The organism is Parazoarcus communis, assembly GCF_003111665.1.
Lineage (GTDB): Bacteria > Pseudomonadota > Gammaproteobacteria > Burkholderiales > Rhodocyclaceae > Parazoarcus > Parazoarcus communis_B.
On record NZ_CP022188.1, the window covers coordinates 1059925 to 1085288 of the forward strand.

Consider the following 25364-nt stretch of genomic DNA (forward strand, 5'->3'; position numbering starts at 1 on the left):
TTATGAAGCGTATTAAACAATTGATGCACGATCGGAAATAGCACCACATTCGCGCTACTCACCCCCATGACGCACAATATTTGTGCGCCGCAAAAACGATAATTTTCAAGGCTCTGAGATCCACTCACGAAACATGTCGCCCCGTTTTGGTGCCCAATGCACCGCATAACGCGGCCAAAGCCTGTTTTCCGGGCTAAACGGGCATGGCATGGCGCTTGCCATGTGTGTTGCAACGACACACAGGAGCAGTCCATGTTTCACACCCGTAAAGACGTATCGATCACCCAGAGCAGCCGCCGCCGCGTTCTCGGCGCCTTGCTCGTGACGGCCTGCGCGCTCGGTCTGGGACAAGCCCAGGCCGCAGACCCGGTGAAGATCAAGTTCACACTCGACTGGCGCTTCGAAGGCCCCTCCGCGCCTTTCCTTCTTGCCAAAAGCAAGGGCTATTTCGCAGCCGAAGGCCTCGACGTCGAGATCGATGCCGGTAATGGCTCGGCCGGGGCGGTGACGCGGGTTGTGACCGGTGCCTACGACATGGGCTTTGCCGATTTCAACGCGCTGGTCGAATACGACGCGAAGACGCCGGGCTCAAAGATCCAGGGCATCTACATGGCCTACAACTCGACGCCCGCCGCAGTATTCGTACTGAAGAAGTCCGGGATCACCAAGCCCGCCGATCTCGCCGGCAAGACCTTGGCCGCCCCGATCTTCGACGCAGGACGCAAGGCATGGCCGGCCTTCGCCAAGGCCAACGGCCTGGCGCTCGACGCAGTGAAGTGGCAGACGGTCGAACCTGCCATTCGTGAAACCCTGCTTGCACGCGGCGATGTCGACGGCATTACCGGCTTCTACTTCACCAGCCTCCTCAATCTCCAGGCACGCGGCGTCCCGGCCGACCAGATCGTCGCACTGAAGTACCCCGACCACGGCGTCGAGTTCTACGGCAACACCCTGATCGCCAGCCCGAAGATGCTGAGCGAACAGCCCAAGGCCGTCGAAGGTTTCGTGCGTGCCTTCAACAAGGCGCTGAAGGACACCATCGCTGACCCCGACACCGCCGTGCTGGCTGTGAAGGAGCGCGATCCGCTGATCAATGTGGCGCTCGAAAGCCAGCGTCTGAAGCTCGCTATCAACTCTGTGGTGATCACGCCCGAAACCCGTTCGATCGGTTTGGGCGCAGTCAATCCCGAACGCCTGAAGCGCTCGGTGGCAGAAGCGGCCACTGCTTTCGGTCTGCCCGCCACGCCTGATGCCGGCGCGCTGTTCACCTCCGCCTACCTGCCGTCCGCAGCCGACCGCGCAATCAAGTAAGTACCGTACCAAGGAGTGTGCGGGCGGCGACCATTCGTCGTTGCCCGCCGGAAAATTCATGGACTTCGTCCGCTTTGAAGATGTGAGCCTGGCCTACCAGCCCGGCAGTCCGTTTGCGATCGAAGATGTCAGCCTGTCGATCCGCGAAAACGAGTTCATCTCGCTGGTCGGCCCCTCAGGCTGCGGCAAGTCGACGGTGATGAAGCTGGTCACTGGCCTCAAGCCCCCCTCGAAGGGCTATGTCTATGTCGACGGGCGCGAGGTCGGCGGACCGCAGAAGTGCGTCGGCATGGCCTTCCAGGCCTCGAACCTGCTGCCCTGGCGCACCACCTTGCAGAACGTGATGCTGCCGATGGAGATCGTCGAACCCTATCGTTCCACGCTGCGTGCGAAGCGTGCCGAATACGAGGAGCAGGCACGTGCCCTGATCAAGCGTGTCGGCCTCGCAGGTTTCGAGGACAAATTCCCGTGGGAGCTCTCCGGTGGCATGCAGCAGCGCGCCTCGATCTGCCGCGCCCTGATTCACAAGCCACGCCTGCTGATGCTCGACGAGCCGTTCGGCGCGCTCGATGCCTTCACCCGCGAAGAGTTGTGGTGCATGGTGCGCGACCTGTGGCAGGAAGAGCCGTTCACCGTGGTGCTGGTCACCCACGACCTGCGCGAAGCGGTGTTTCTGGCCGACACGGTGTACGTGATGAGCAAGCGCCCGGGCCGCATCCTGGTACGACGCGAAATCGACCTGCCGCGCCCACGTGACCTCGACGTGACCTACACCGAGCCTTTTGCCAACTACGTGCACGAACTGCGCGAGCACATCGGCCACATTCGCGAATCCTGAGCCGGGAGGCCTTCATGCTGTCACAGAAAACCCTGATCCGGCTCGCCCCCTGGCTGGTCGTGCTGTTCTTCGGCCTGTTGTGGGAAGGCATCGTCGTTGCCTTCGATGTGCCGGAGTTCCTGTTTCCCTCGGTATCTTCCGTCTGGCATTCAACGGTGATGCACTGGGACCCGATCATGATGCACGCCACCCAGACCTTCCTCACCACCCTGGCCGGTTTCGCCATCGCGGTGGTATTCGGGCTCGTGGTCGGTGCCGCGGTGGGCTCCTCGCCCATCATTTACAAGGCGCTCTACCCCCTGCTGGTGGGCTTCAACTCGATTCCCAAGGTCGCCTTCGTACCGGTGCTGGTAGTGTGGTTCGGCATCGGCACCATTCCAGCGATCCTCACTGCCTTCCTGATCTCCTTCTTCCCGGTGGTGGTGAACGTGGCCACCGGCCTGGCGACGCTGGAGCCCGAGATGGAGGATGTACTGCGCTCGCTGGGCGCATCCCGCCTCGATATCCTGAAGAAGGTCGGCCTGCCGCGTGCCATGCCCTACTTCTTCGCCTCGTTGAAGGTCGCGATCACGCTCGCCTTCGTCGGCTCGGTGATCTCGGAGACGGTCGCCTCCAACCTTGGCATTGGCTATCTGATGATGGCGGCGAGTTCGTCAATGGACATGGCGTTGGTATTCGCCGGCCTGATCGTGATCGGCATCATGGGCGTGGTGATGTACGAACTGTTTGCACTGGTCGAACGCAAGCTCACCGGGTGGGCGCACCGCAATCCGAACGGGGCAATGTAATCCGCATGACGTCGCTTAGTCGCCCCCGGCCATCGGGGGCGACCGGAACCTGCAGTCCTCCGCAAACCCGGTGATCTCACCGAGCGAAAGAATACCCAATCCGGCATACGTCACGAACCCGGACCGATAATGCCCGCAAGTCGATCGTCTTAAACTATCCTTTGGTAAAAGCGTGATCGGTTGAATCACCCTTTGCCCCGGGACAAAAGATCGTGAGTCTGCGCACAGGTCAATCCACTTCGTCCGACCCGCTTCAGGCAGTGCGGGAGCTGCATCGAGCGATTGCGCAGCCAGACATGGCACTGGTTCTGTTCTTCTGCTCCAGCCGTTTCGAACTCGATGAGCTTGCCACCGCGATCAATCATCATTTTGGCGACACTCCCGTCATCGGCTGCACCACCGCGGGCGAAATCGGCCCGGCAGGCATTTGTGAAGGCAGCCTGAGTGGCGCCAGTTTTTCGTCGGCGTCCTTCGTTGCCGGCAGCGCGCACATTGACGGCCTGAAAGCGGTCGTGCCCGAGCAGATCGAGGCGGTCGCTACCGAACTGCGCGAGCAAGTCGGCAATGGCCGCGGGAACAGCTTTGCCCTGCTCCTGACAGACGGCTTGTCCGGTCGCGAAGAGCCCATCGCCCACGCGTTTCAGGCCGCACTCGGTGACGTTCCGATGGTTGGCGCTTCGGCCGGTGACGACCAGCGCCTGGCTGCGACCCACGTGTTCGCCGACGGAGCGTTCAGAAGCGACTCCGCTGCATTCGTTGTGCTGAGGACATCACTGCCGTTCAAGGTGTTTCGCAGCCATCATTTTGCAGGGGGCGACGAAGCGCTCGTCGTGACCGAAGCCGACGCCGAACGGCGCATCGTCAGCGAGATCAATGGCCTCCCCGCCGCTGCCGAGTACGCACGCGCGGCAGGCCTCGGTACCGCCGATCTGAACACGACGCGCTTTGTGCGGACGCCGCTGGTCGTGCGAATCAGGGGCAACGACTATGTACGGGCGGTCGGCAGAGTCAATGCCGACGGCAGCTTGCAGCTGTTCAGCGCCATCGAACCCGGCGTGGTCCTGCGCGTCGCCCACAGCGTGGGAATGACGGAGATTCGCCGGGCCTTGTTTGAAGAACTGCGGCAACACGTGGGCGAACCTTCGATGGTGCTGGGATTCGACTGTCTTCACTGCAAGCTCGAAGCACAGGTCGGTGAGTTCCATGGCGCGATCGAGAAGCTGTTCATGGACAATCACGTCGTCGGGTTCAGCAGCTACGGGGAGCAGTTCATGGGCATTCACGTCAATCAGACCATGACCGGGGTCGCGATTGGCAAGACGGAGGTCAAGTGCGATGCATAGCGATCCCAACGCCAGTGAACTCGTTGCCCTTCAGGGCGAAGTGGCCCGTCTCAAGAAAGTGGTTGCAGCACTGGTTGCACGCGCCGAAAACGCGTCCGATCTCACGAACTCCGATTTCGGGGTTTTCCAGGCCACCTTGCTGCTCGAAGACCAGGTACGCAGTCGCACACAGGAACTCCGCGCCGCACTGCACAGGCTTGAAACCACAAACCGGGCGCTGGATGAATCCAATGCCCTGTTTCAGGCAATTTTCGACCTGATGCCCAATCCGGTCGCCCTGTCGTCGATGCAAGACGCCACCTTGCTGAAGGTCAGCCGAAGCTTTGCCGACTTCTTCGGCTATCGACCGGCGGAGATGGTCGGCAAGCGCACGGGGCCGGACGGACTAAAGTTCTGGTCCGATCTCGGCCAACGCGCACAGTATCGTGCCGCGGCTGAAGCGGCCATGGGCGAGACGGTCAGGTTCGAAGGCGAGGCATTGCGCCGGGACGGCAGCGTCGCACAAGTCGTGCTCACGGGCAGGACCATCGACGTCTGCGGGAAACGTTTTCTGATGACGGACGTGCGCGACGTAACCGAGGAAGCCCGTCAGGGCGCGCATCTGCGCTCGCTGTCCGAGCACGATGCGCTGACCGGCCTGCCCAACCGGCGACTGTTTCTCGAGCGTCTGAATCAGGCCATGACGCAAGCGCGGCAGAACGCTTCACCCTTGGCCGTTTGTTATCTCGACCTTGACGGTTTCAAGGAGGTCAATGACCGGCTCGGGCATCAGGCAGGAGATGACGTTCTGGTCGAAGCGGCGAACAGATTGGTGGCGGCCGTGCGGGGGAGCGACACGGTTGGCCGGCTTGGGGGCGACGAATTTGCGATTCTGCTCCCCGGGCTCCCCTCATCCGGCAACTTCGACGAGATCCTCCGTCGCATTCTGGATACGGTCAGGCATCCATACGCATTGAAGGCGGGCACTGTGGATGGCATCGGCGCGAGCATCGGGTTCACCGTGTACCCGGACGACGACGTGCCGGCCCAGACGCTGCTGGAACACGCGGATCAGAGCATGTATGCAGTGAAGCGCACGGGCAAGAATCATTTCCGTCGCTTCAGGGGCAACACGCCCTGAGCTCAGGCCACGCGCCGCAAGCTAGGGGTTGCCGGTGCCGCACGGGCCGCACGCACGATCCGTTCGCGGAACCAGCGGCATTCGGCGGAGTGCTGGGTGCGGTCGTGCCACAACAGGTAGTAAGCCATCGACGGTAGTTCGACCGGCGCGGGCACGATGCTGAGCGGCAGCATGGTGGTGTAGTGCTCGGCGAAGCGCGCGGGTGCGGTGAAGATCAGGTCGGAGTTGATCAGCATGAAGGGCGCCATGTGAAACTACGGCACATGGGCCACCACGTTGCGACGCATACGCTCGCGCGCGAGGAAAACATCGACCACGCCACGCTGCCCGACCGAATACGGCGTGGGCACGACATGATCCGCCCCCAGCCAGTCGGACATGCTGAGCTGGCCGGTGGCGAGCGGATGGCCGGTGCGCATCATCACCACCATGCGGTCTTCAAACAGCGGGGCCGTGCGCAGGTGATCGGGGGGGTTGGGCCAGTTGCCAATGACGAGGTCGAGCTCGCCGGATTCGAGCGCACGCGGGTAGTCCGAGTTTTGCGTCATCGAGTGGAAGGCAATCTGCGCCTTGGGCGCCAGCTTGTGCACGTCGGTGACGACTTCGCCCAGCAGCATGGCGTTGAGGTAGTCAGGGGTGGCCACGTTGAAGCTGCGGCGGGTGCTCGCGGGGTCGAATCCGGTCGGGCCTTCGGCGATGCGCTCGATCTGTTCGAGCACGATGCGGATCGGCTCGAGCAGTTCGGCGCCGCGCTCGGTCGGCGTCATGCCGCCACGCGAGCGCACCAGCAGCGGGTCGCCGGTGATGTCACGCAGGCGCTTGAGTGCGGTGCTGACCGCCGGTTGCGACAGGTTGAGACGGCGCGCGGCGCGCGACACGCTGCCTTCGGTGAGCAGTACATGCAGTACGCGCAGCAGGTGTGCGTCGAGTGAATCCCAGGTGCATCCGTTGGCCATAGTGATTCTCCTGTACGGGCCACCTGGGCCCGGTGTTAGACGGCGAGCGCCTCGCGCACGCCGTCGACGTCCATGTTTTCACCCGCGCCACGCATGACGATTTCGCCACGTTCCATGACAAGATACTGGTCGGACAGCGCACGTGCAAAATCGTAATACTGTTCCACCAGCAGGATGGCCATTTCGCCGGTGGCGGCCAGGCTGCGGATGGCGCGTTCGATATCCTTGATGATGGAGGGCTGAATGCCCTCTGTAGGCTCGTCAAGGATGAGCAGTTTGGGGCCGAAGGCAAGCGCCCGGCCGATGGCAAGCTGTTGTTGCTGACCACCGGAGAGGTCGCCGCCGCGCCGGCCCATCATCTGCTTGAGGACCGGAAACATGTCGAAGATGCGCGCGGGAATGCTTTCGCCGCTGGGGCGGGTGGCCAGCCCCATGTGCAGGTTTTCTTCGACGGTGAGGCGCGGAAAGATCTCGCGGCCCTGGGGTACATAGCCGATGCCGGCGCGCACGCGGTTATACGATGGTGCGCGGGTGATGTCCTGCGCACCAAAGTGGATCGAACCGCTGGCTGCCGGGACGAGGCCCATCAGTGTCTTGAGCAGCGTGGTTTTGCCCACACCGTTGCGCCCAAGCAGGGTCGTCACCTTGCCCACCGGGACCTCAAACGAGAGACCGCGCAGGATGTGACTGCCACCGTAGTACTGATTCAGGTTGTCGACTTTCAGCATGATATTTTCCTTTCGGCGCTTCCTGGCTTATGGCCTGGGGCCTTGGGTCAGGGTTTTATTAGCAAGAATCGGGCGCGGTTTTCTGGATTCAAAATAAATTCTTGGTTGGATGCCGGCCGTGCTACTAACGCCAGCTATGCCGGGTGTTTGTGCAGTGGGCGAGGACTGTCCGAGCGAGTGACACGAGCGAGTTCCGCAGCCCATGGAAGAAATACCCCGCGTGACCGCCGTTAGCAGCACACTCCACACACACCAAAACAGAAACAGAACACTAACGCCCCAGATAAACCTCAATCACCCGCGGATCCGCCTGCACGGTAGCCAAGTCGCCCTCAGCCAGCACAGAGCCTTCACACAACACGGTGACCTTGCCGCCCAGTGCCTCGACGAAGGCCATGTCGTGCTCGACCACCATCAGCGAGTGCTTGCCTGCGAGGCTGACAAAGAGCTCGGCGGTGCGTTCGGTTTCATCGTCGGTCATGCCGGCGACCGGCTCGTCCAGCAACAGGAGGCGCGGCTCCTGCATCAGCAGCATGCCGATCTCCAGCCACTGCTTCTGACCGTGCGAGAGCAGGCCGGCGCTGCGGTCGGCCTCCTTGTCCAGCCGGATCTGCTTCAGCACATCGCTGATACGGTCGCGCTCGTCGTCGAACAGACTCGCGAACAGGCTGCGGCGCACGCGCTTGTCCGCCTTCATCGCCAGTTCGAGGTTCTCGAACGCGGTATGCTTCTCAAAAATCGTTGGTTTCTGGAACTTCCGGCCAATACCGGCGTGCGCGATCTGCGGCTCGGTCATGCGCGTCAGGTCGATGGTCTGGCCAAAGAACGCCTTGCCCTCGTCCGGCCGCGTCTTGCCGGTGATCACATCCATCATCGTGGTCTTGCCCGCGCCATTGGGGCCGATGATGCAGCGCAGCTCGCCGGCATCGATGGTGAGCGAGAGCTTGTTCAGCGCCCGAAAGCCATCAAAACTGACCGTGATGTCGTCCAGATACAGGATGACGTTGTGCGAAAGATCGAGCTCGCCGGTCACCAGGTGACTGGTCGTTGCCTCGCTCTCCCATTGCTCGCGAAGGTTGCCTGCGTTGGCCGTGGCTTCGTTTGCGGCGCGCTCGATATCGGTGGTCGGCATCATGCCCTTGCTCCCTTGGCTGAGGAATTGGCCGGCGTGGTGTGATCGGTTTCAGTCTGCGGGCGAACGGCCGCTTCACTCGCCACCGCGCTGTCCGGCCCCTTTCGCGCGCGCAGCTTGCGCCACAGACCGACCACGCCATCCGGCAGGTAGAGCGTGACTGCGATGAAGAGGAAACCGAGGAAGAACGGCCAGTATTCCGGGACGGTGACGGTGAAGTAACTCTTGGCCAGATTGACGATACCCGCGCCGAGCACCGCACCGATCAGCGTGCCGCGCCCGCCTACAGCCACCCAGACTGCCAGCTCGATGGAGTTGGCCGGGCTCATCTCCGACGGGTTGATGATGCCCACCTGCGGCACATACAGCGCACCGGCCAGACCGCACAGCACGGCCGACAGCGTCCAGATGAAGAGCTTGTAGTGCAGCGGGTTGTAGCCGATGAACATGACGCGGGATTCGGCATCGCGAATCGCGGCAAGCACGCGGCCGAACCGCGAACTCACCAGGTAGCGGCCGAGGATCAGGCAGGCGACCAGCAGTGCGGCCGACAACGCGAAAAGGGTGACGCGCATTTCCGGGGAGGTGATGCTGTAGCCGAGGATGCGCTTGAAGTCGGTAAAGCCGTTGTTGCCACCAAAGCCGGTTTCATTGCGGAAGAAGAGCAGCATCGCGGCGTAGGTGAGCGCCTGGGTGATGATGGAGAAATACACCCCCTTGATGCGCGAGCGGAAGGCAAAGTAGCCAAAGATGAAGGCGACCACGCCGGGCAGCGCCATGGCAAGGAAGATGGCCCACAGGAAGGAATCCGAACCGGCCCAGTACCAGGGCAGTTCCTTCCAGTCGAGAAAGACCATGAAGTCGGGCAGATCGGAGCCGTAACTGCCGTCACGACCGATCTGGCGCATCAGGTACATGCCGAAGGCGTAACCACCGAGGGCGAAGAACAGCCCGTGACCGAGGCTGAGGATGCCCGCATACCCCCAGATCAGGTCCATCGCCACGGCAACTACCATGTAGCACAGGATCTTGCCGAGCAGGCTGATGGTATAGGCCGAGAGATGCAGCGGACTCGATTCGGGCAGCATCAGGTGAGCTGCCGGAATGCCGATCCAGGTGATGGCGGCGAAGATCGCGAGCGCAATCCAGCCGCTTCTCGGCATGCTCTGGATCAGTCTTACGGTAAATGGGGTGCGCATGAGCGACTCCTTGAGTTTTCAATCAAACCGTCGGCAAGCAGACGGTCGTGCCTGCGATTGCGACGGGCGGGGTGATGCTCCACTGCTGGAGAAGGTCGGGTGTGTTTGCGTAAGGGCGAGGACTGTCCGAGCGAGTGACACGAGCGAGTTCCGCAGCCCTGGAGCAAATACACCCGACCTTCTCACTCGTGGCACTGCACCAGAATCAGCTATCCGCAAACCGCCCCTTCAGCGCAAAGATCCCCTGAGGCCGCTTCTGGATGAAGATGATGATGAACACCAGCACCAGAATCTTCGCGATCACCGCGCCCGCCCAGCCTTCGAGGAATTTGGCCACGATGCCCAGACCAAGCGCCGCCCACACTGCACCGGCCAGCTGGCCGACACCGCCGAGCACCACCACCATGAAAGCATCGACGATGTAGCCCGTGCCCATGGCCGGACCGACGTTGGCAATCTGCGACAGGGCCAGGCCACCAAGACCGGCCACGCCCGAACCGATGGCAAAAGCCAGCGTATCGACACGTGCGGTCGGCACCCCGACACAACCCGCCATCGGACGGTTCTGGGTCACGGCGCGGACGAACATGCCGAGCCGGGTCTTCTGCATCATCAGCCAGATCAGCACCAGCACGAAGCCGGCAAAACCGATGATCACGATACGGTTGAACGGCAGCACCACGCCGGCTGCGAGCTCGATCCCGCCCGACATCCAGCTCGGGTTGGCCAGCTCGAGGTTCTGCGGCCCGAAGATCACGCGCGCAGCCTGGATCAGCACCAGCGACAGACCCCAGGTCGCGAGCAGGCTCTCCAGCGGGCGGCCATAGAGGTGGCGCAGCACCAGGCGCTCCATCGCGATGCCTACCAGTGCAGCAGCGAAGAAGGCTGCGGGGACGGCCGCGACCACGTACCAGTCGACATAGGCAGGAAGATAATTGCGAAACAGCCCCTGCACCATGAAGGTGGCGTAAGCGCCGACCATCAGCAGCTCGCCATGGGCCATGTTGATGATGCCCATCACGCCGTAGGTGATGGCGAGGCCCAGCGCCGCAAGCAGCAGGATGGAGCCCAGCGACAAACCGGAGAACACGGTACCGATCGTCTGCGCGGTGGCGATGCGGCCCTCGATGGCGCGGATGGCCTCTTCGGCCGCGTCACGGACCTTGGCGTCGGGCTCGACCCAGGTGGCTTGCTTGCCCTCGCCCTGCTTCTCAAGCAGCGCGGCGAGCATGTTCTTGACGGCGGGATCGGACGATTCGCCGAGGGCCTCGACCGCCTTCAGGCGCTTGGCCGCATCGGCAGAACCCAGGTTGATCCGGGCTGCGGCGCGGCTGATCACGCTGCGTACAGCCTCATCCTGTTCGCTGGCGAGGGTACGCTCGAACAGCGGCAACAGCGCTTCGCTGGCGTTCTCGATCAGCACGTTGGCGCTGGCCAGACGCGTTGCTGCATCGGGTGAAACCAGCTCGAACGCAGCGTTCGCGGTGGCGATCGAGCGCCGCACTCGGTTATTCACGGTAATGGTATCGACATCGGCGACGGCGATTTCGAGGGCTTCACCGCTGGCGGCATCGCGCACGGTCTCGCCATCGAGAATCACGACCTTGTCAGCTGCCACGCCCAGATTGCCGGCCTCAAGCGCGTTCACCACACGGCGGGCATCCTCGCTGCCATCCACGCCAAGTGCTTCAATCGTACTGATGCGGCTAGAGAAGTCACCGGCAAAGCCGGCGACCAGCGCAGGATCGAGCGCGGCGCGGGCGGGACTGGAGAGGGCGACAAGGGTGGCGAAGAGCAGCGCGAGCCGCATCAGCAATCGGTTCATTGCAGGCTCCATCGGATCATCCGCCCAAACAGGGCGAAGTCGGAACAATCAATTACGGCCGGGCCAAGGTGAGTCCCCTGGCCGGAAAACACGGCTCCGGGCACATCCCCGGAGCACAGCCCGGCGCGACACATGCGCAGCGGGCACCGGCAAGCGTCAGATGACGATCGCCGGTCCTTTCATCAAAGCCCCTGCTTGCCTTCGTTGCCGGCAATGAACGGGCTCCAGGGCTGGGCACGGATCGGCGACTTCGTCTTCCACACCACGTCGAACTGACCGTCGGCGCGCACTTCACCGATGTAGACCGGCTTGTGCAGGTGGTGGTTGGTCTTGTCCATGGTCAGGGTGAAGCCCGACGGTGCCTTGAAGGTCTGGCCGCCAAGCGCAGCGATCACCTTGTCGGTATCGGTGCTCTTGGCCTTCTCGACCGCCTGCTTCCACATGTAGATACCGACGTAGGTCGCTTCCATCGGGTCGTTGGTGACCACGGTGTCGGCGTTCGGCACACCGTTCTTCTTCGCCCAGGCCTTGTACTTGGAGATGAAGGAATCGTTCTCGGGGTTCTTCACCGTCATGAAGTAGTTCCAGGCGGCAAGGTGACCGACCAGCGGCTTGGTATCGACGCCGCGCAGCTCTTCTTCACCCACCGAGAACGCCACCACCGGCACGTCCGTCGCCTTCAGGCCAGCGTTGCCCAGTTCTTTGTAGAAGGGCACGTTGGAGTCGCCGTTGATGGTCGAGATGACCGCCGTCTTCTTGCCTTCGGACGCGAACTTCTTGATGTTGGCGATGATGGTCTGGTAGTCGGAATGGCCGAAGGGGGTGTAGTCCTCCATGATGTCCGACTCGGCCACGCCCTTGCTCTTGAGGAAGGCGCGCAGGATCTTGTTGGTCGTGCGCGGATACACGTAGTCGGTGCCGAGCAGCACGAAACGCTTGGCCGAGCCGCCCTCTTCGCTCATCAGGTATTCCACGGCGGGAATGGCCTGCTGGTTGGGGGCAGCACCGGTGTAGAACACGTTCTTCTCAAGCTCTTCGCCTTCGTACTGTACCGGGTAGAAGAGCAGACCGTTGAGCTCCTTGAACACCGGGTTCACCGACTTGCGGCTCACCGAGGTCCAGCAGCCGAACACTGCGGCCACCTTGTCCTGCGCCACGAGCTGGCGGGCCTTCTCGGCGAACAGCGGCCAGTTGGAAGCGGGGTCGACCACCACAGGCTCGAGCATCTTGCCCATCACGCCGCCCTTGGCGTTGATCTCTTCGATCGTCATCAGCGCAACGTTCTTCAGCGCGGTCTCGGAGATGGCCATCGTGCCCGAGAGCGAGTGCAGGATGCCGACCTTGATGGTGTCGGCTGCATGTGCGCCAATCGGCGCGCCGATCGCTGCAATGGAAGCGGAAAGGGCCAGTGCCTTGATGAAGCTGCGACGAGTCTGCATGTGGGTCTCCCAGTAATCGGTAGTAGGAGCGCATTGCTGCGCTGCAATGCCAGATTAGGGATTCACCGCTGGAACAGGAATACGCAAGATTGCGTAGGCGGGGCAAGACCGTGCCTTACGAATACCCCACCAGACGCCCGAGCAGCACCACCACCAGCCAGGCCAGCAGCGACACAAGCGCTGCGAAGCGCACCCGCCCGGGCAGCTTAGGCGCTGCGGTTTCCGAACGCAGCAAGGTATCAAGTCCGGTCGTGCGCAAGGCCAGTGCGTTGGCCGTCGCCACACCGACGATCGCCATCTTGGCCAGAAACAAGCCGGATGCCGCGTACTCGGTGGCTCGCGCGATGAACATCAACCCCCCGGCGCCCGCGGCGAGCATCAGCCCGAATGCTGCGGTACGCGTCAGCACGTGCCACAGCGGCGCCAGTGGCAGCGCGCGCCACGCGCCGAGCAAGCGCAGGTCGAGCGGGACGATGGCACCGACGAGCAGCGCCACCCCGAGGATATGAGCTGCGTTGACCAGCGGGTAGACCCACATCGAAGCCCGCAGCGCGCGCGCAAGCACCGATCCCTCGAGGGTAAGCAGGCAGGTGTCGATCATGGGCGCAGCTCAAGACTCAGGACTTGCGATCCGGATAGAGGTTGTGGCTCTTGCCGTCAATGATGATGCGTTCGGCTTTCATCACGCGCTGTTCAGGGTTGGACGAACGGTGACCATGCACCGTGATGACGCGGCCAACACCGAGCATCTCGTCGCTAAGGCCGGCGCGCTCGTTGCGCCACGGCTGCCCGACTTCAACCACCCAGTTTTCATCCTTGACGGCGACATTCAACTCCCCGTGCGGGTTGCCCAGACGTGCCTTGGTGATCGTGCCGGTCAGCTCGAACTCCACGTCCGTCGCCCACGCCCAGCCGTGATGCGCGAGTGAGGCCTGAGCCACGAACATGCCAATGACCAGCGCCAGCCCGGCCAGCCACACCTGAGATTTCGCGAACGTTTTCATGTCCCACCTCCTCGTCGATCCGCCCATGGAAAACTGCTCCAGCCATACCTCGGCGCAACTGCCACTGTGCCCGAGTGAACATGGACAACGAGGAGCGGAAAAAGCGCCCGTCGTCAGCAAGTTTTTCGCCAGTGCACACCATGAATCGGCTCCTTGCTTGCCGCCCCCATCGCGCAGGCCAGGGAGGGAGGGATGACTTTTCGGGGACTACGCAAGATGGCGCACAGGGTGCGCAGCCCATAAAACCACTACGAAAACATGGTTATTTTGACTTCGGTCAAAATCGCTTAAATCCCACGGCAGTAGCATTCGTCGCGTTTCAGTTCTGCTGTCACTACTAGGGAGTAAAGATGAAAAAGAATATCGCCGTCGGGATCCTCGCTGCCGCTTGTATCCTGTCCTCCGGTGCCGCTTTTGCAGACGAAAGCGGCTTCATGGTTCGCGCCCGTGCCGTGTCCCTGGATTGGGACAACGACAATGGCGACAACCTTCAGCATGTCGGCGTTGGCAAGGTAGAAGCCGACAATCGCTGGATCCCTGAAGTCGACATCAGCTACTTCTTCACCAAGAACATCGCTGCAGAACTGGTCCTGACCTACCCGCAGAAAGTCGACATCAAGACCTCCGCGCTGGGCAAAATCGGCAGCGTCGATGCCCTGCCGCCGTCACTCCTCGTTCAGTACCATTTCACCGAACTCGGCGCCTTCAAGCCCTATGTTGGTCTGGGTGTGAACTTCACCATGTTTACCGACCGCAGCTTCGACACCGCTCTGGGCAAGGTCTCGGTGGACGCCAACACGATGGGCCTGGTCGCCCAGGTCGGCGCCGATTACATGCTGAACAAGAACTGGTCTCTGAATATCGATGCCAAGTACATTCAGATGGAAACCGACGTCAAACTCAATGGCGGCAAGATCGGCAAGCTCGGGTTGAACCCCCTGACCCTCGGCATCGGCGTCGGCTACCGCTTCTGACCTTGCTGCAAGGTCCCGCTTTCAAGGCACCTCCGGGTGCCTTTTTTGTTGGTGTGGCGCGGGGCATACGCGCCGGTTCGAGTCTCGTATCAGCAGCACCGTATAATCCGGTATGAACTCGACACCTGACACTCCCGAAGACGGCGCAGCCCCTGACGCACCCGTCTCTGCTGCGCCTGCATTCGCCGAACTTGCCCTCGCGCCCGAAGTCCTGGCCAACCTGAACCAGCTCGGCTACCTCACGATGACGCCAATCCAGGCTGCGGCGCTGCCGCTGGCGCTGGGTGGGCACGATCTCATCGCACAGGCCAAGACCGGCAGCGGCAAGACGGCCACCTTCGCCCTCCCGCTGCTGGGCAAGCTCAATGCGCGCAGCACGCGGGTTCAGGCCATGGTGCTGTGCCCCACGCGCGAACTGGCCGACCAGGTCGCCAAGGAGATCCGGCGCCTGGCGCGCGCGGCCGAGAACATCAAGGTGCTGACCCTGTGTGGCGGCTCGCCGATCCGTCCACAGATCAACAGCCTGGAGCACGGCGCGCACGTCGTTGTCGGCACGCCGGGGCGCCTGCTCGACCACCTGCAGCGCGACACGCTCAGGCTCGAAGCCCTCAACACCCTGGTGCTGGACGAGGCTGACCGCATGCTGGACATGGGCTTCTTCGACGATATCGTCGCCGTTGCCGACGCCTGCCCGCCGCACCGCCAGACCCTGCTGTTCTCCGCCACCTACCCGGACGGCATTGCACGTCTGGCGGCCCGCTTCCTGCGCCAGCCGAAGACGGTGAAGCTCGAGGAGCAGCACGACAGCGGCAAGATCCGCCAGCGCTTCTACGAAGTCGAGCATGAACAGCGCCTTGAAGGCGTGGTGAAGCTGTTGCAGCACTACCGCCCGGTCAGCACCCTGGCCTTCTGCAACACCCGCCAGCAATGTCGCGACCTGCTCGAGGTGCTGCAGTCACACGGTATCCACGCCCTTGCCCTGCATGGCGAGCTGGACCAGCGCGAGCGTGACCAGGTACTGGTGCAATTTGCCAACCGCAGCTGTTCGGTGCTGGTGGCAACCGACGTCGCCGCCCGTGGCCTGGATATCGCCGGGCTGGAGGCGGTGATCAACGTCGACGTCACCCCCGACCCGGAGATCCATGTGCACCGTATCGGCCGCACCGGACGTGCAGACGAGAACGGCTGGGCGCTGAGTCTGGCCAGTCGCGCCGATCAGCGTCGCATCGCCGCCATCGCGGAGGCGCAGAAGTTCGAGCCCGAATGGCACAGGCTCGACGAGCTCGAAACGACCAGCGACGCCCCCTTGCTGCCGCCGATGGCAACCCTGCAGATCCTCGGCGGGCGCAAGGACAAGATCCGGCCCGGCGACGTGCTCGGCGCACTCACCGGCGAAGCCGGCTTCACCCGCGAACAGGTCGGCAAGATTCAGGTCACCGATGCTTACACCTATGTGGCCGTTGCCCGGGATATCGTATCCGTGGCCGTACGCAAACTGGCAGACGGCAAGATCAAGGGCAAAAAGGTCAAGGTCAGGTCGATATAGGCGCTTCAGAGCGCTGCAGCGCGCCCTGATCAGGACCTCGTCAATCAAGGACGTAAAGCATGACGAATGGAATGATCAAGGGTCGCCTGCTGGCCACCTTCGCACTCGGCCTGCTGCTGAGCGCCCCCGGCTTTGCCGAAAAGCCCGAATGGGCCGGCAAGGACAAGAGCAAGGATAAATACGAGCAGCGCGACAAGGGCAACAAGGCTCGCACCGAGACCAGATCGCAATCGCGCGAGGAGCGGTATGACCGCAGCCCCCGCGACGACCGGCGTGATGATCGACGTGACGACCGCAGGTACGACAGTCGTGAACGCTCGAGCAACCATCGATTCCGGGATCACGACCACGATCGGGTCGTCATCCAGAACTACTACCGCCAGACCTATTCCAGCAAGCGTTGCCCGCCCGGGCTGAGCAAAAAGGGGAACGGCTGCATGCCCCCCGGACTGGCCAGGAAATGGTCGAAGGGACGTCCCTTGCCGCGCGATGTCGTCTTCTACGACCTGCCGCCGGCCATCGTGATCGAGATCGGCGCGCCACCGGCGGGTCATCGCTACGTGCGCGTTGCAGCCGACATCCTGCTGATCGCGATCGGTACCGGCATGGTGGTGGATGCGATCGAGGATCTGCGCTGGTAAGTCCGCTGCCGGAACGCCGTACCCGAGCTAGGGTGCGGGCGCTTCCGGGCCGGCCGACCACAGCGGCTGGCCACCCGCATCCAGATGACAGAGGTACACCCTCAGGTCGAACTCAAGCTGGTGATAGGCCGGCTCCATGTGCGCGCACAGCTGGTAGAAGGCCTTGTCATGGTCTTTCTCCTTCAGGTGCGCGAGCTCGTGCACCACGATCATGCGCAGGAACTCCGGCGGCATGTCGCGAAACACGCTGGCGATGCGGATCTCGCGCTTGGCCTTGAGCTTGCCACCCTGTACCCGCGAGATGCTGGTGTGGGTACCGAGCGCATGGCGCACCACATGCAGCTTGTTGTCGTAGTTCACCCGCGACAGGGGTGCGGCCTTGCGCATGAAGTCCTGCTTGAGCCCGGTCACGTAGTCGTAGAGCGCGCTATCGGTGCGCACCGCGTGCGCCACCGGGTAGCGTTGCGCCAGCACATCCGCCAGCCTGCCCTGCTCCATGAGCTGACGAACCTGGGCAAGGAGGGCTTCGGGATAGCCGCTGAGGTATTTCATCGTTTCGCCCCCCGCACTCAGGCGGCCTGCACGACTTCGTCCGCGACCTCGTCACCGGCCTCTTCGCCGAGGAAGCCGCCGCTCTGGTGCGACCACAGTCGCGCATACAGTCCGCCCTGCGCCATCAGGCTGCGATGGTCGCCTTCCTCGACGATGCGCCCCTTGTCGAGCACGACCAGACGGTCCATCGCGGCAATGGTCGACAGGCGGTGCGCAATCGCCACCACTGTCTTTCCCTCCATCAGGCGGTACAGACTGGCCTGGATCGCCACCTCGACCTCCGAATCGAGCGCGCTCGTGGCCTCGTCCAGCAGCAGGATGGGCGCATCCTTGAGCATGACGCGCGCAATCGCGATGCGCTGACGCTGACCGCCCGAGAGCTTCACCCCGCGCTCGCCGACATGCGCATCGTAGCCGGTGCGCCCGTGAGGATCGGTCAGGGTCTGGATGAAGTCATGGGCCTCGGCGCGCCTGGCCGCCGCGATCATGTCTTCATCGGTCGCATCCGGGCGTCCGTACAGGATGTTGTCGCGCACCGAGCGGTGCAGCAGCGAGGTGTCCTGCGTCACCATCCCGACCTGGGCGCGCAGGCTGTCCTGGGTCACATGCGCAATGTCCTGCCCGTCGATGAGGATGCGCCCCTGCTCGACATCATAAAAACGCAGCAGCAGATTGACGATGGTGGATTTGCCCGCACCGGAACGCCCGACCAGTCCGATCTTCTCGCCGGGGCGGATCACCAGGCTCATGTCGTCGATCACCCGCCGAGCCAGGGGGCCAGTCGCACCGTAGGCAAAGCTCAGCTGCTCGAAACAGATCTCGCCACGGCTGACCTTGAGCGGCTGCGCATCCGGGCGGTCCACAACCTGATGAGGCCGGGCCAGGGTGTTGATGCCGTCCTGCACCGTGCCCACATGCTCGAACAGGGACGCCATCTCCCACATGATCCAGTGCGACATGCCATTCAGCCGCAGCGCCATCGCAGTTGCGGCCGCCACCGCACCGACACCCACCGCGCCCTGCGTCCACAGCCACAGCGCAACGCCTGCCGTGCTCATGATCAGGCCCATGCTCAGGGTGTGGTTGACCACCTCGATGCTGCTCACCAGCCGCATCTGCGCATGCACGGTGTGCAGAAACTCCTGCATCGCGCCGCGCGCATGCGTGGCTTCGCGCCCGGCGTGGGAGAACAGCTTTACCGTCGCGATGTTGGTGTACGCATCGGTGATACGGCCGGTCATCAGCGAGCGCGCGTCCGCCTGCGACCGCGAAACCTTCGACAGGCGCGGCACGAACCACCACAGGGACAGCAGATAGCAGCCCAGCCAGCCGATGAAGGGCAGCAGCAGCCAGCTGTCGAAGCCCCCCACCACCACGATCATGGTGACAAAGTAGATGGTGACGAACACCAGGATGTCGGTGAGGATCAGGATGGTGTCGCGCACCGCGAGTGCGGTCTGCATCACCTTGGCCGCAACCCGCCCGGCAAACTCGTCCTGATAGAAGGCCATGCTCTGGGCCAGCATCATGCGGTGGAAATTCCACCGCAGCCGCATCGGAAAGTTTCCCGCCAGGGTCTGGTGCTTGAGCATGGTCTGCAAGGCCACCAGCGCGATGCTTCCGCCGATGATCCCCGCAAGCAGCAGGACAGTGCTCCCCTCTTCGGCCCACAGGCTGGCCGGCTCCACTTTTGCCAGCCAGTCCACCACCCGCCCGAGCATCGCAAACAGCAGGGCTTCGAAGGCGCCGATGGTGGCCGTGAGCAGCGTCATGCCGGCAATGAAGGGGCGCAGACCGGTGGTGCCGGCCCACAGAAAGGCGAAGAAGCCGCGCGGCGGCGAGGAAGGTGCAGCCTCGGGATAGGGGTCGACCAGCTTTTCAAACAGACGAAACACGCAATGACTCTCCATGAATACCGGCGGACTTTCAGAGCCGCCGGTCAGTCGACAAGCGGTATACCAGAAGATGCCCTGCGGACCTGATGCAGGATGAAAACAGCCTCGACGGATCCGGCATCCGCGTTCATGCCGGCACAGAATTTGATACTGTAAGGACAAGACGGTCAGCGGCGACCAATCCGCTGCACATACAGGAGAGACGGGCATGAACGAGTACGACTATCTGGTGATCGGCGGCGGCAGCGGCGGTGTCGCCACTGCGAGACGGGCGGCGGAATATGGCGCACGCGTGCTGCTGATCGAAGGCGGTCGCCTGGGTGGCACCTGCGTGAACGTGGGCTGCGTGCCGAAGAAGGTCATGTGGTACGCCGGCGGCATCGCGCAGACCCTGGCAGACGCACCGGGCTACGGTTTCACCGTTGGCCAGACCTCATTCGACTGGGCCACGCTGAAGCATTCGCGCGACGCCTACATCGACCGCCTCAACGGCATCTACGCCAACATGCTGGAAAAAGCCGGTGTCAGCCTGGTGCGCGGCTTCGCACGCTTTGTCGATGGCCGCACCGTTGAGGTCAATGGTCAGCACTACAGCGCCGAACACATCGTGATCGCCACCGGCGGACGGCCCTCGGTACCCGAGATTCCGGGCGCCGTCCTCGGCATCACCTCGGACGGTTTCTTCACCCTCGACCATCTGCCCGCACGGGTTGCGGTAGTTGGCAGCGGCTACATTGCGGTCGAGCTCGCCGGGGTGCTCAATGCGCTCGGCAGCAAGGTCACCATGCTGGTGCGTGGCGAGCAGCTGTTGCGGCCCTTTGACGCGATGGTGCGTGAAGAGCTGATGACGCAGATGCAGGACGATGGCGTGAACATCCTGACCAGCACCCAGGCACGTTCGGTCGAGCGCACCCAGAGCGGCGCGCTGCGCGTTGAATGCGATCAGCTCGACCTTGAGGTCGATACCCTGATCTGGGCCATCGGCCGCGAGGCCAATACCGACCGGCTCGACCTTGCCAACGCCGGCATTACCGCCGAGGCCGGTGGCGTGATCGTCACCGACCCCTGCCAGAACACGTCCACATCGGGCATCTATGCCATTGGCGACATTACCGGCCGCGCCGAACTGACGCCGGTGGCCATCGCCGCAGGACGCAAGCTCGCGGCCCGCCTGTTCAAGGGTGAAGCCGACGCCAGACTCGACTACGACAACATTCCGACGGTGACCTTCAGCCATCCGCCGATCGGCACCATCGGCCTCACCGAGGACGAGGCGCGCAAGCAACACGAAACGGTCAAGGTCTACACCACCCGCTTCACCGGCATGTACAACGCGATGACCGAGCACAAGCCGAAAACCGCGATGAAGCTGGTGTGCGCCGGCGCAGAGGAGCGCGTGGTCGGCTGCCACATCATCGGCGAAGGCGCGGATGAGATGCTGCAGGGCTTCGCTGTGGCGATCAAGATGGGCGCCACCAAGGCCGACTTCGATTCTACCGTGGCCATCCACCCGACCAGCGCGGAAGAACTGGTGACGATGCGCTGACGCCCGTGCCGCTCAAGGGTGCGCGGCGGCCATCGTCCGCTAGGCACCCTCGCTCGCGGCGCGGATCTTTGCCATCGCCATCGACGCTGCGGCCGTGCGGGTTTCGACGCCAAGCTTCTCGAACACATGTTCGAGGTGCTTGTGCACCGTGCGCGGGCTGGTGCCGAGAATGTCGCCGATGTCGCGATTGGTCTTGCCTCGGATCACCCAGTACAGCACCTCGGCCTCGCGCCCGGTGAGGCGGAAGGCTGCAATCAGGGCCTCGATCGCGCTGGCGTCGTTCTCTTCGCGCAACACCACCAGCCACTCTTCGTCGCCAGTCTGATCGTGGAACGAGGCCAGCAGGCGACGTGCGCCTTCGCTCGCCACCAGGCCGGGCACCTCACGACGCTCGCGCCGCGCGAGTTCGGCAGCCATGATCCAGTCGAGCAGGCGCGGCGGTGCAATCTCGCTTGGCTCGCTGCGCCCGGGCTCGAACCAGCTGCGAATCAGCTGGCGTGCCAGCGGGGTCTGCCATACCAGGCGCCCATCGCTTGCTCGCACCGCGACCGTTGCCTGGCCGAAGGCATCGAGGGCGCTGCGGGCCTGCTTCATCTGACGCGCGTTCTGTACATGGGCAGCAATGCGGGCGAGCACCTCGGCGGGCTTGATCGGCTTGGTCACGTAGTCGGCGCCGCCGGCGGCAAACGCCGCGACCACATGCTCGGTTTCCGTGAGTCCTGTCATGAAGATGAGCGGGATCGCGCGGGTCGCAAAATCGGCCTTGAGCCGCCGGGCAACCTCGAAACCGTCCATGCCGGGCATCAGCGCATCGAGCAGCACGACATCGGGCAGACTCTGGCGCGCACGCGCAATCGCGCTCTCGCCATTGGTGGCGACCAACACCAGATAGCCGGCTTCGTCGAGCGCATCGTGCAGCAGCGCGAGATTCTCGGGCACGTCGTCCACGATCAGCACGATGCCTGCAGCAGCGGGGTCAGCAGCACTCAGGGCAGATGGGCTCATGATTCCGGCAAGTCCTTGCGACACAGTATTTCGCGCATGGCGTCGAACTGGAACTGACGCGCGAGTTCGCGCTGCACCCGCACGAACTCGGCATACTCGGGTGCCATGCGTTCGATATCAGCCAGCCGGGCAAGAATACCGCGCAGGAAGCCTAATTCGATCAACTCGTCGAGCGCCCGCAGCTCGGCGGCCGGGGGCAGCACCAGTTGTTCCACCTCGACCGTGGGCACGCTTTCCGCAGCCGCGGCCGGCGCATCTGCCCACACCCATTCGAGCTGCAGGCGGCGACCGATCCAGTCGAGCAGCTCCTCCACGCGGATGGGCTTGAGGATGAAGTCCTCCGCGCCGATCCCGACATCGTGATCCAGCCCCTTGTCGAACGCATTGGCCGAGATGATCGCCACCGGCGCCTCGTCGAGCCCGGCTGCGCGCAGCCGCCGGATGGTTTCCCAGCCGTCGATGCCGGGCATCGCCAGGTCCATGAAAATCAGATGGGGGCGGAAATGGGGCACCAGTTCGAGGCAGTCATAGCCGGACTCGGCCTGACCGACCTCGAAGCCGAGTGGCTCGAGCAGATTCGCCAGCAGTTCGCGGTCGACACGCTCGTTATCCACCGTGAGAATGCGCCGCCGCACACCTTTGTAGCCAATGCGCTGAACGCGCGGCAGCACCTCCGCCGCCTGCGCGTCGTGCAGTTGCGGCAGAAAGAGGCGGACGCGAAACACGCTGCCGGCGCCGGGCTGGCTGTCAACGGTGAGCTCACCCCCCATCAGGTCGGTGAGCATCTTGCTGATCGTCAGCCCCAGCCCGGTGCCCGTCGTCGTGCTGCCGCGGGCACTGCTGCCGCGGGCGAAGGGCTCGAAGACATGCGCGATCTCGTCTGCAGCGATGCCGGGGCCACTGTCTTCGACCTCGAACAAGGCCATCTCACGGCGGTAGGTCAGGCGCACGCGAACCGTGCCGCGCGCGGTGAATTTCACCGCGTTGCCGATGATGTTGATCAGGATCTGGCGCAGACGCTTTTCGTCGGCGCGCACGAACTCCGGCAGCGTGCCAACGATCTCGAAGTGGAAGCCGAGCCCCTTGTTGCGCGCCTGCAGCTCGAACATGGCCACCAGCTGGCGCACGAACTCGGCGAAGGCCAGCGGTCGCATCTCGAGTGCAAACTTTCCGCCCTCGATTCGGGCAATGTCGAGCGTGCCCTCGATCAGCGACAGCAGGTGCTCGCCGCTCCTGCGAATCACGCTCACCGCCTGCCGTCGCTGCGGCGGGATGGCCTCGTCACCGTCGAGAATCTGCGCATAGCCGAGGATGCTGTTGAGCGGCGTGCGCAATTCGTGACTGATCGAGGTGACGTAGCGGCTCTTGGCCTGATTGGCCTGCTCCGCCACGCGACGCGCGTTCTGCAGCTGCTCGTCGGTACGGCGGTGGGATTCGATTTCTTCCATCAGCAAGCGGGTCTGGCGGTTCGACTCCTCCTGCGCCACCTGCCGGCTCTTGTGCGTCAGCACCATCCACCACGCCGCAATACCGCCCATCAGGAACAGGGCGGCAAAGGCCTTGAGCAGTACGCCCTTCAGATCGCCCCGCAGCATCTCCCCGGGATAGCCGGCGGCCAGGTCGACACTGCGCGCGATCAGCTCATGGTAGTAGAGCGTGCCGAGCAGCAGACCGAGAAAGGCGGTGATTCCGATCATCAGCAACAGATAGTGACCGAGCCCTGCATCGAGATAGGGCAACAGGGATTTCGGCAGCAGTTTCTGCAGCAGCTCAGACCATTGCACTGACAGGCGTGCATGGGGTTTGCACTGATCTTCGCAGCGCGCATCGAGCGAACAGCACAGCGAACAGATCGTGCCCTGATAGGCCGGGCAATGACTGGTGTCCTCGGGCTCGAAGTGCTGCCCGCAGATGCAGCACTGGCGGGTCGCCACCCAGGCCTTGCCACCGGTGTTCACCGGCTCGGGCGTCCGCGCGAGGTAGTAGCGCCCCTTGGTCAGCCAAGCGATCAGCGGCGAGGTCAGCAGGGCCACAACCAGTGCCACGAAGGGCGCATAGGGCTGCAACCCGGGGCCGAACAGGCCGATGAAGGTGCTCACCGACAGCGCAGAGGCGATCAGCATGGCGCCGACGCCAACCGGGTTGATGTCGTACAGGTGGCTGCGCTTGAACTCGATGCCCGGTGGCGACAAGCCGAGCGGCTTGTTGATCACCAGATCCGCCACGACTGCGATCATCCACGAAATGGCAATGTTGGAATACAGCCCGAGCACCTGCCCAAGGGCCTGGAACACGTTCATCTCCATCAGCAGCAGGGCGATCAGGATATTGAACACCACCCAGACGACGCGCCCGGGGTGGCTGTGGGTCAGCCGCGAAAAGAAGTTCGACCACGCCAGCGAGCCGGCATAGGCGTTGGTGACATTGATCTTGAGCTGCGACACGATGACGAACAGCGCCGTCACCACCACCGCCCACAGGCTGCTGTCGAACACCGCAGAAAAACCGAGCAGATACATCTGATTGGGATCGACGGCCTTGTCCGGCGCCATGCCATTGCGCAACAGCATCCACGCCAGCAGGGCGCCGCCCAGCATCTTGACCACGCCGATCAGCACCCAGCCCGGCCCGCCCAGCACCACGCCGAACAGCCAGCGCCAGCGATTGGTTGCGGTGCGCGCCGGCATGAAGCGCAGGTAGTCGGCCTGCTCGCCCATCTGGGTAATGAGCGCGATGCCGACGGTCATGGCGCCCGCGAAGAGGTGAAAGTCGAATGCCCCGCCCTGCCCGTCGACGCCGGGGTATTGCCACAGACCGGCCAGCGCCGTCGGCTCCTCGCGCAGCAGGAAGAAGAAGGGCAGCGCGAGCAGGAACAGCCACACCGGCTGGGTCAGGGTCTGCAGCTTGCTGATCACGGTCACGCCATGCGTGACCAGCGGTATCACCACCAGCGCGCAGATCAGGTAGCCCCAGCTTGGCGGAATGCCGAGCGCCATCTCGAGCGCATAGGCCATGATCGCCGCTTCGAGTGCGAACAGGATGAAGGTGAAGGAGGCGTACACCAGCGAGGTGATGGTCGAGCCGATATAGCCGAAACCGGAACCGCGGGTCAGCAGGTCCATGTCTACGCCATAGCGCGCGGCATAGAGGCTGATCGGCAGACCGGTGAGGAAGATGATGAGGCCGATCGCGAGGATGGCCCAGAAGCTGTTGATGAAGCCGTAGCTGACCAGCATGGTCGCGCCGACCGCTTCGAGCACCAGAAAGGACGCCGCGCCGAACGCGGTGTTGCCGACGCGGAACTCGGACCACTTGCGGAAGCTGCGCGGGGTGAAGCGCAGCGCGTAGTCCTCGAGCGTTTCGTTGGCGACCCAGGTGTTGTAGTCGCGCCGGATCTTTACCACCCGCTGTGGCGCAGCGCCGTGCCGGTCCGCCTGCGCGTCAGCATCAGGAAGGCGGTCGGAAGGGGAGTCGGCAGCGTTCATCGGACGAAAAAATGGCGCAATGCGGGGAGCGATTGCG

At 63.4% G+C, this 25364-nt stretch carries 22 protein-coding genes; 9 read left to right on the top strand and 13 right to left on the bottom strand.

The features are described from left to right. Positions 1-252 precede the first annotated feature (252 nt). The 5 genes from CEW87_RS04965 (at position 253) to CEW87_RS22920 (ending at position 5400) form a co-directional block, all read left to right on the top strand. Positions 253-1311 (top strand): ABC transporter substrate-binding protein, encoded by a 1059-nt coding sequence (locus tag CEW87_RS04965; RefSeq protein ID WP_108971710.1) that lies wholly within the window; start codon positions 253-255, stop codon positions 1309-1311. A gap of 58 nt (positions 1312-1369) precedes the next feature. Then, positions 1370-2149 (top strand): ABC transporter ATP-binding protein, encoded by a 780-nt coding sequence (locus CEW87_RS04970; protein ID WP_199917121.1) that lies wholly within the window; start codon positions 1370-1372, stop codon positions 2147-2149. A 14-nt stretch (positions 2150-2163) separates the two neighbouring features. Next, on the top strand, positions 2164-2937 hold the full coding sequence (locus tag CEW87_RS04975) for an ABC transporter permease (RefSeq protein WP_108971712.1): 774 nt from the start codon (positions 2164-2166) through the stop codon (positions 2935-2937). A gap of 296 nt (positions 2938-3233) precedes the next feature. Further along, on the top strand, positions 3234-4280 hold the full coding sequence (locus tag CEW87_RS04980) for an FIST N-terminal domain-containing protein (protein ID WP_332871697.1): 1047 nt from the start codon (positions 3234-3236) through the stop codon (positions 4278-4280). Then, a complete protein-coding gene (locus tag CEW87_RS22920; protein ID WP_108971713.1) occupies positions 4273-5400 on the top strand; it encodes a sensor domain-containing diguanylate cyclase in 1128 nt (375 codons plus the stop codon). The genes CEW87_RS04980 and CEW87_RS22920 overlap by 8 nt, the downstream gene beginning before the upstream one ends. 2 nt (positions 5401-5402) lie before the next feature. Here CEW87_RS22920 and CEW87_RS22680 read toward each other — a convergent pair whose 3' ends face one another. The 9 genes from CEW87_RS22680 to CEW87_RS05025 form a co-directional block, all read right to left on the bottom strand. Beyond that, positions 5403-5636: a hypothetical protein gene (locus CEW87_RS22680; protein ID WP_234421670.1), complete on the bottom strand. Its 234-nt coding sequence runs from the start codon at positions 5634-5636 to the stop codon at positions 5403-5405. A gap of 18 nt (positions 5637-5654) precedes the next feature. Beyond that, the gene (locus tag CEW87_RS04990) at positions 5655-6356 is read right to left on the bottom strand and encodes a LysR family transcriptional regulator (protein WP_234421671.1); all 702 of its coding nucleotides are present in this window, start codon (positions 6354-6356) and stop codon (positions 5655-5657) included. 35 nt (positions 6357-6391) lie between these two features. Continuing rightward, the gene (gene urtE / locus CEW87_RS04995) at positions 6392-7084 is read right to left on the bottom strand and encodes an urea ABC transporter ATP-binding subunit UrtE (RefSeq protein WP_108971714.1); all 693 of its coding nucleotides are present in this window, start codon (positions 7082-7084) and stop codon (positions 6392-6394) included. A gap of 271 nt (positions 7085-7355) precedes the next feature. Continuing rightward, entirely contained in the window at positions 7356-8219 is an 864-nt protein-coding gene (gene urtD, locus CEW87_RS05000) for an urea ABC transporter ATP-binding protein UrtD (RefSeq protein WP_108971715.1), read from the bottom strand. Further along, positions 8216-9415 carry an urea ABC transporter permease subunit UrtC gene (urtC, locus tag CEW87_RS05005; RefSeq protein ID WP_234421672.1) on the bottom strand — a complete coding sequence of 400 codons (1200 nt, stop codon included), beginning with the start codon at positions 9413-9415 and terminating at the stop codon, positions 8216-8218. Before urtC ends, urtD begins: the two co-directional genes overlap by 4 nt. 205 nt (positions 9416-9620) lie before the next feature. After that, positions 9621-11240: an urea ABC transporter permease subunit UrtB gene (urtB, locus tag CEW87_RS05010; protein ID WP_234421673.1), complete on the bottom strand. Its 1620-nt coding sequence runs from the start codon at positions 11238-11240 to the stop codon at positions 9621-9623. A 182-nt stretch (positions 11241-11422) separates the two neighbouring features. Continuing rightward, positions 11423-12679, bottom strand: a complete 1257-nt coding sequence (urtA, locus tag CEW87_RS05015) for an urea ABC transporter substrate-binding protein (protein WP_108949837.1) — start codon at positions 12677-12679, stop codon at positions 11423-11425. Between the two features lie 115 nt (positions 12680-12794). After that, entirely contained in the window at positions 12795-13280 is a 486-nt protein-coding gene (locus tag CEW87_RS05020) for a hypothetical protein (protein WP_108971717.1), read from the bottom strand. 16 nt (positions 13281-13296) lie between these two features. Further along, complete coding sequence (locus CEW87_RS05025; protein ID WP_234421674.1) at positions 13297-13683, bottom strand: DUF6152 family protein; 387 nt, start codon at positions 13681-13683, stop codon at positions 13297-13299. A gap of 350 nt (positions 13684-14033) precedes the next feature. Between CEW87_RS05025 and CEW87_RS05030 the strand changes: the two genes are divergently transcribed. The 3 genes from CEW87_RS05030 (at position 14034) to CEW87_RS05040 (ending at position 16844) form a co-directional block, all read left to right on the top strand. Continuing rightward, on the top strand, positions 14034-14657 hold the full coding sequence (locus CEW87_RS05030) for an OmpW/AlkL family protein (RefSeq protein WP_108971718.1): 624 nt from the start codon (positions 14034-14036) through the stop codon (positions 14655-14657). Between the two features lie 112 nt (positions 14658-14769). Continuing rightward, a complete protein-coding gene (gene dbpA, locus CEW87_RS05035) occupies positions 14770-16203 on the top strand; it encodes an ATP-dependent RNA helicase DbpA (protein WP_108971719.1) in 1434 nt (477 codons plus the stop codon). Positions 16204-16262: 59 nt separating this feature from the next. Then, a complete protein-coding gene (locus tag CEW87_RS05040) occupies positions 16263-16844 on the top strand; it encodes an RcnB family protein (protein WP_108971720.1) in 582 nt (193 codons plus the stop codon). A gap of 27 nt (positions 16845-16871) precedes the next feature. Here CEW87_RS05040 and CEW87_RS05045 read toward each other — a convergent pair whose 3' ends face one another. Together CEW87_RS05045 and CEW87_RS05050 are read right to left on the bottom strand one after the other, a co-directional pair. Continuing rightward, positions 16872-17396, bottom strand: coding sequence for a M48 family metallopeptidase (locus CEW87_RS05045; RefSeq protein ID WP_108971721.1), 525 nt, complete (start codon positions 17394-17396; stop codon positions 16872-16874). Positions 17397-17413: 17 nt separating this feature from the next. Further along, positions 17414-19291 carry an ABC transporter ATP-binding protein gene (locus CEW87_RS05050; protein WP_199917122.1) on the bottom strand — a complete coding sequence of 626 codons (1878 nt, stop codon included), beginning with the start codon at positions 19289-19291 and terminating at the stop codon, positions 17414-17416. Between the two features lie 208 nt (positions 19292-19499). Here CEW87_RS05050 and gorA point away from each other — a divergent pair, with 208 nt between their 5' ends. Continuing rightward, positions 19500-20837, top strand: coding sequence for a glutathione-disulfide reductase (gene gorA / locus CEW87_RS05055; protein ID WP_108971723.1), 1338 nt, complete (start codon positions 19500-19502; stop codon positions 20835-20837). Between the two features lie 39 nt (positions 20838-20876). Here the strand turns inward: gorA and CEW87_RS05060 are convergent, their stop codons facing one another. After that, a complete protein-coding gene (locus CEW87_RS05060) occupies positions 20877-21842 on the bottom strand; it encodes a response regulator transcription factor (RefSeq protein WP_108971724.1) in 966 nt (321 codons plus the stop codon). Then, entirely contained in the window at positions 21839-25327 is a 3489-nt protein-coding gene (locus CEW87_RS05065; RefSeq protein ID WP_108971725.1) for an ATP-binding protein, read from the bottom strand. Before CEW87_RS05065 ends, CEW87_RS05060 begins: the two co-directional genes overlap by 4 nt. Between the last annotated feature and the right edge of the window lie 37 nt (positions 25328-25364).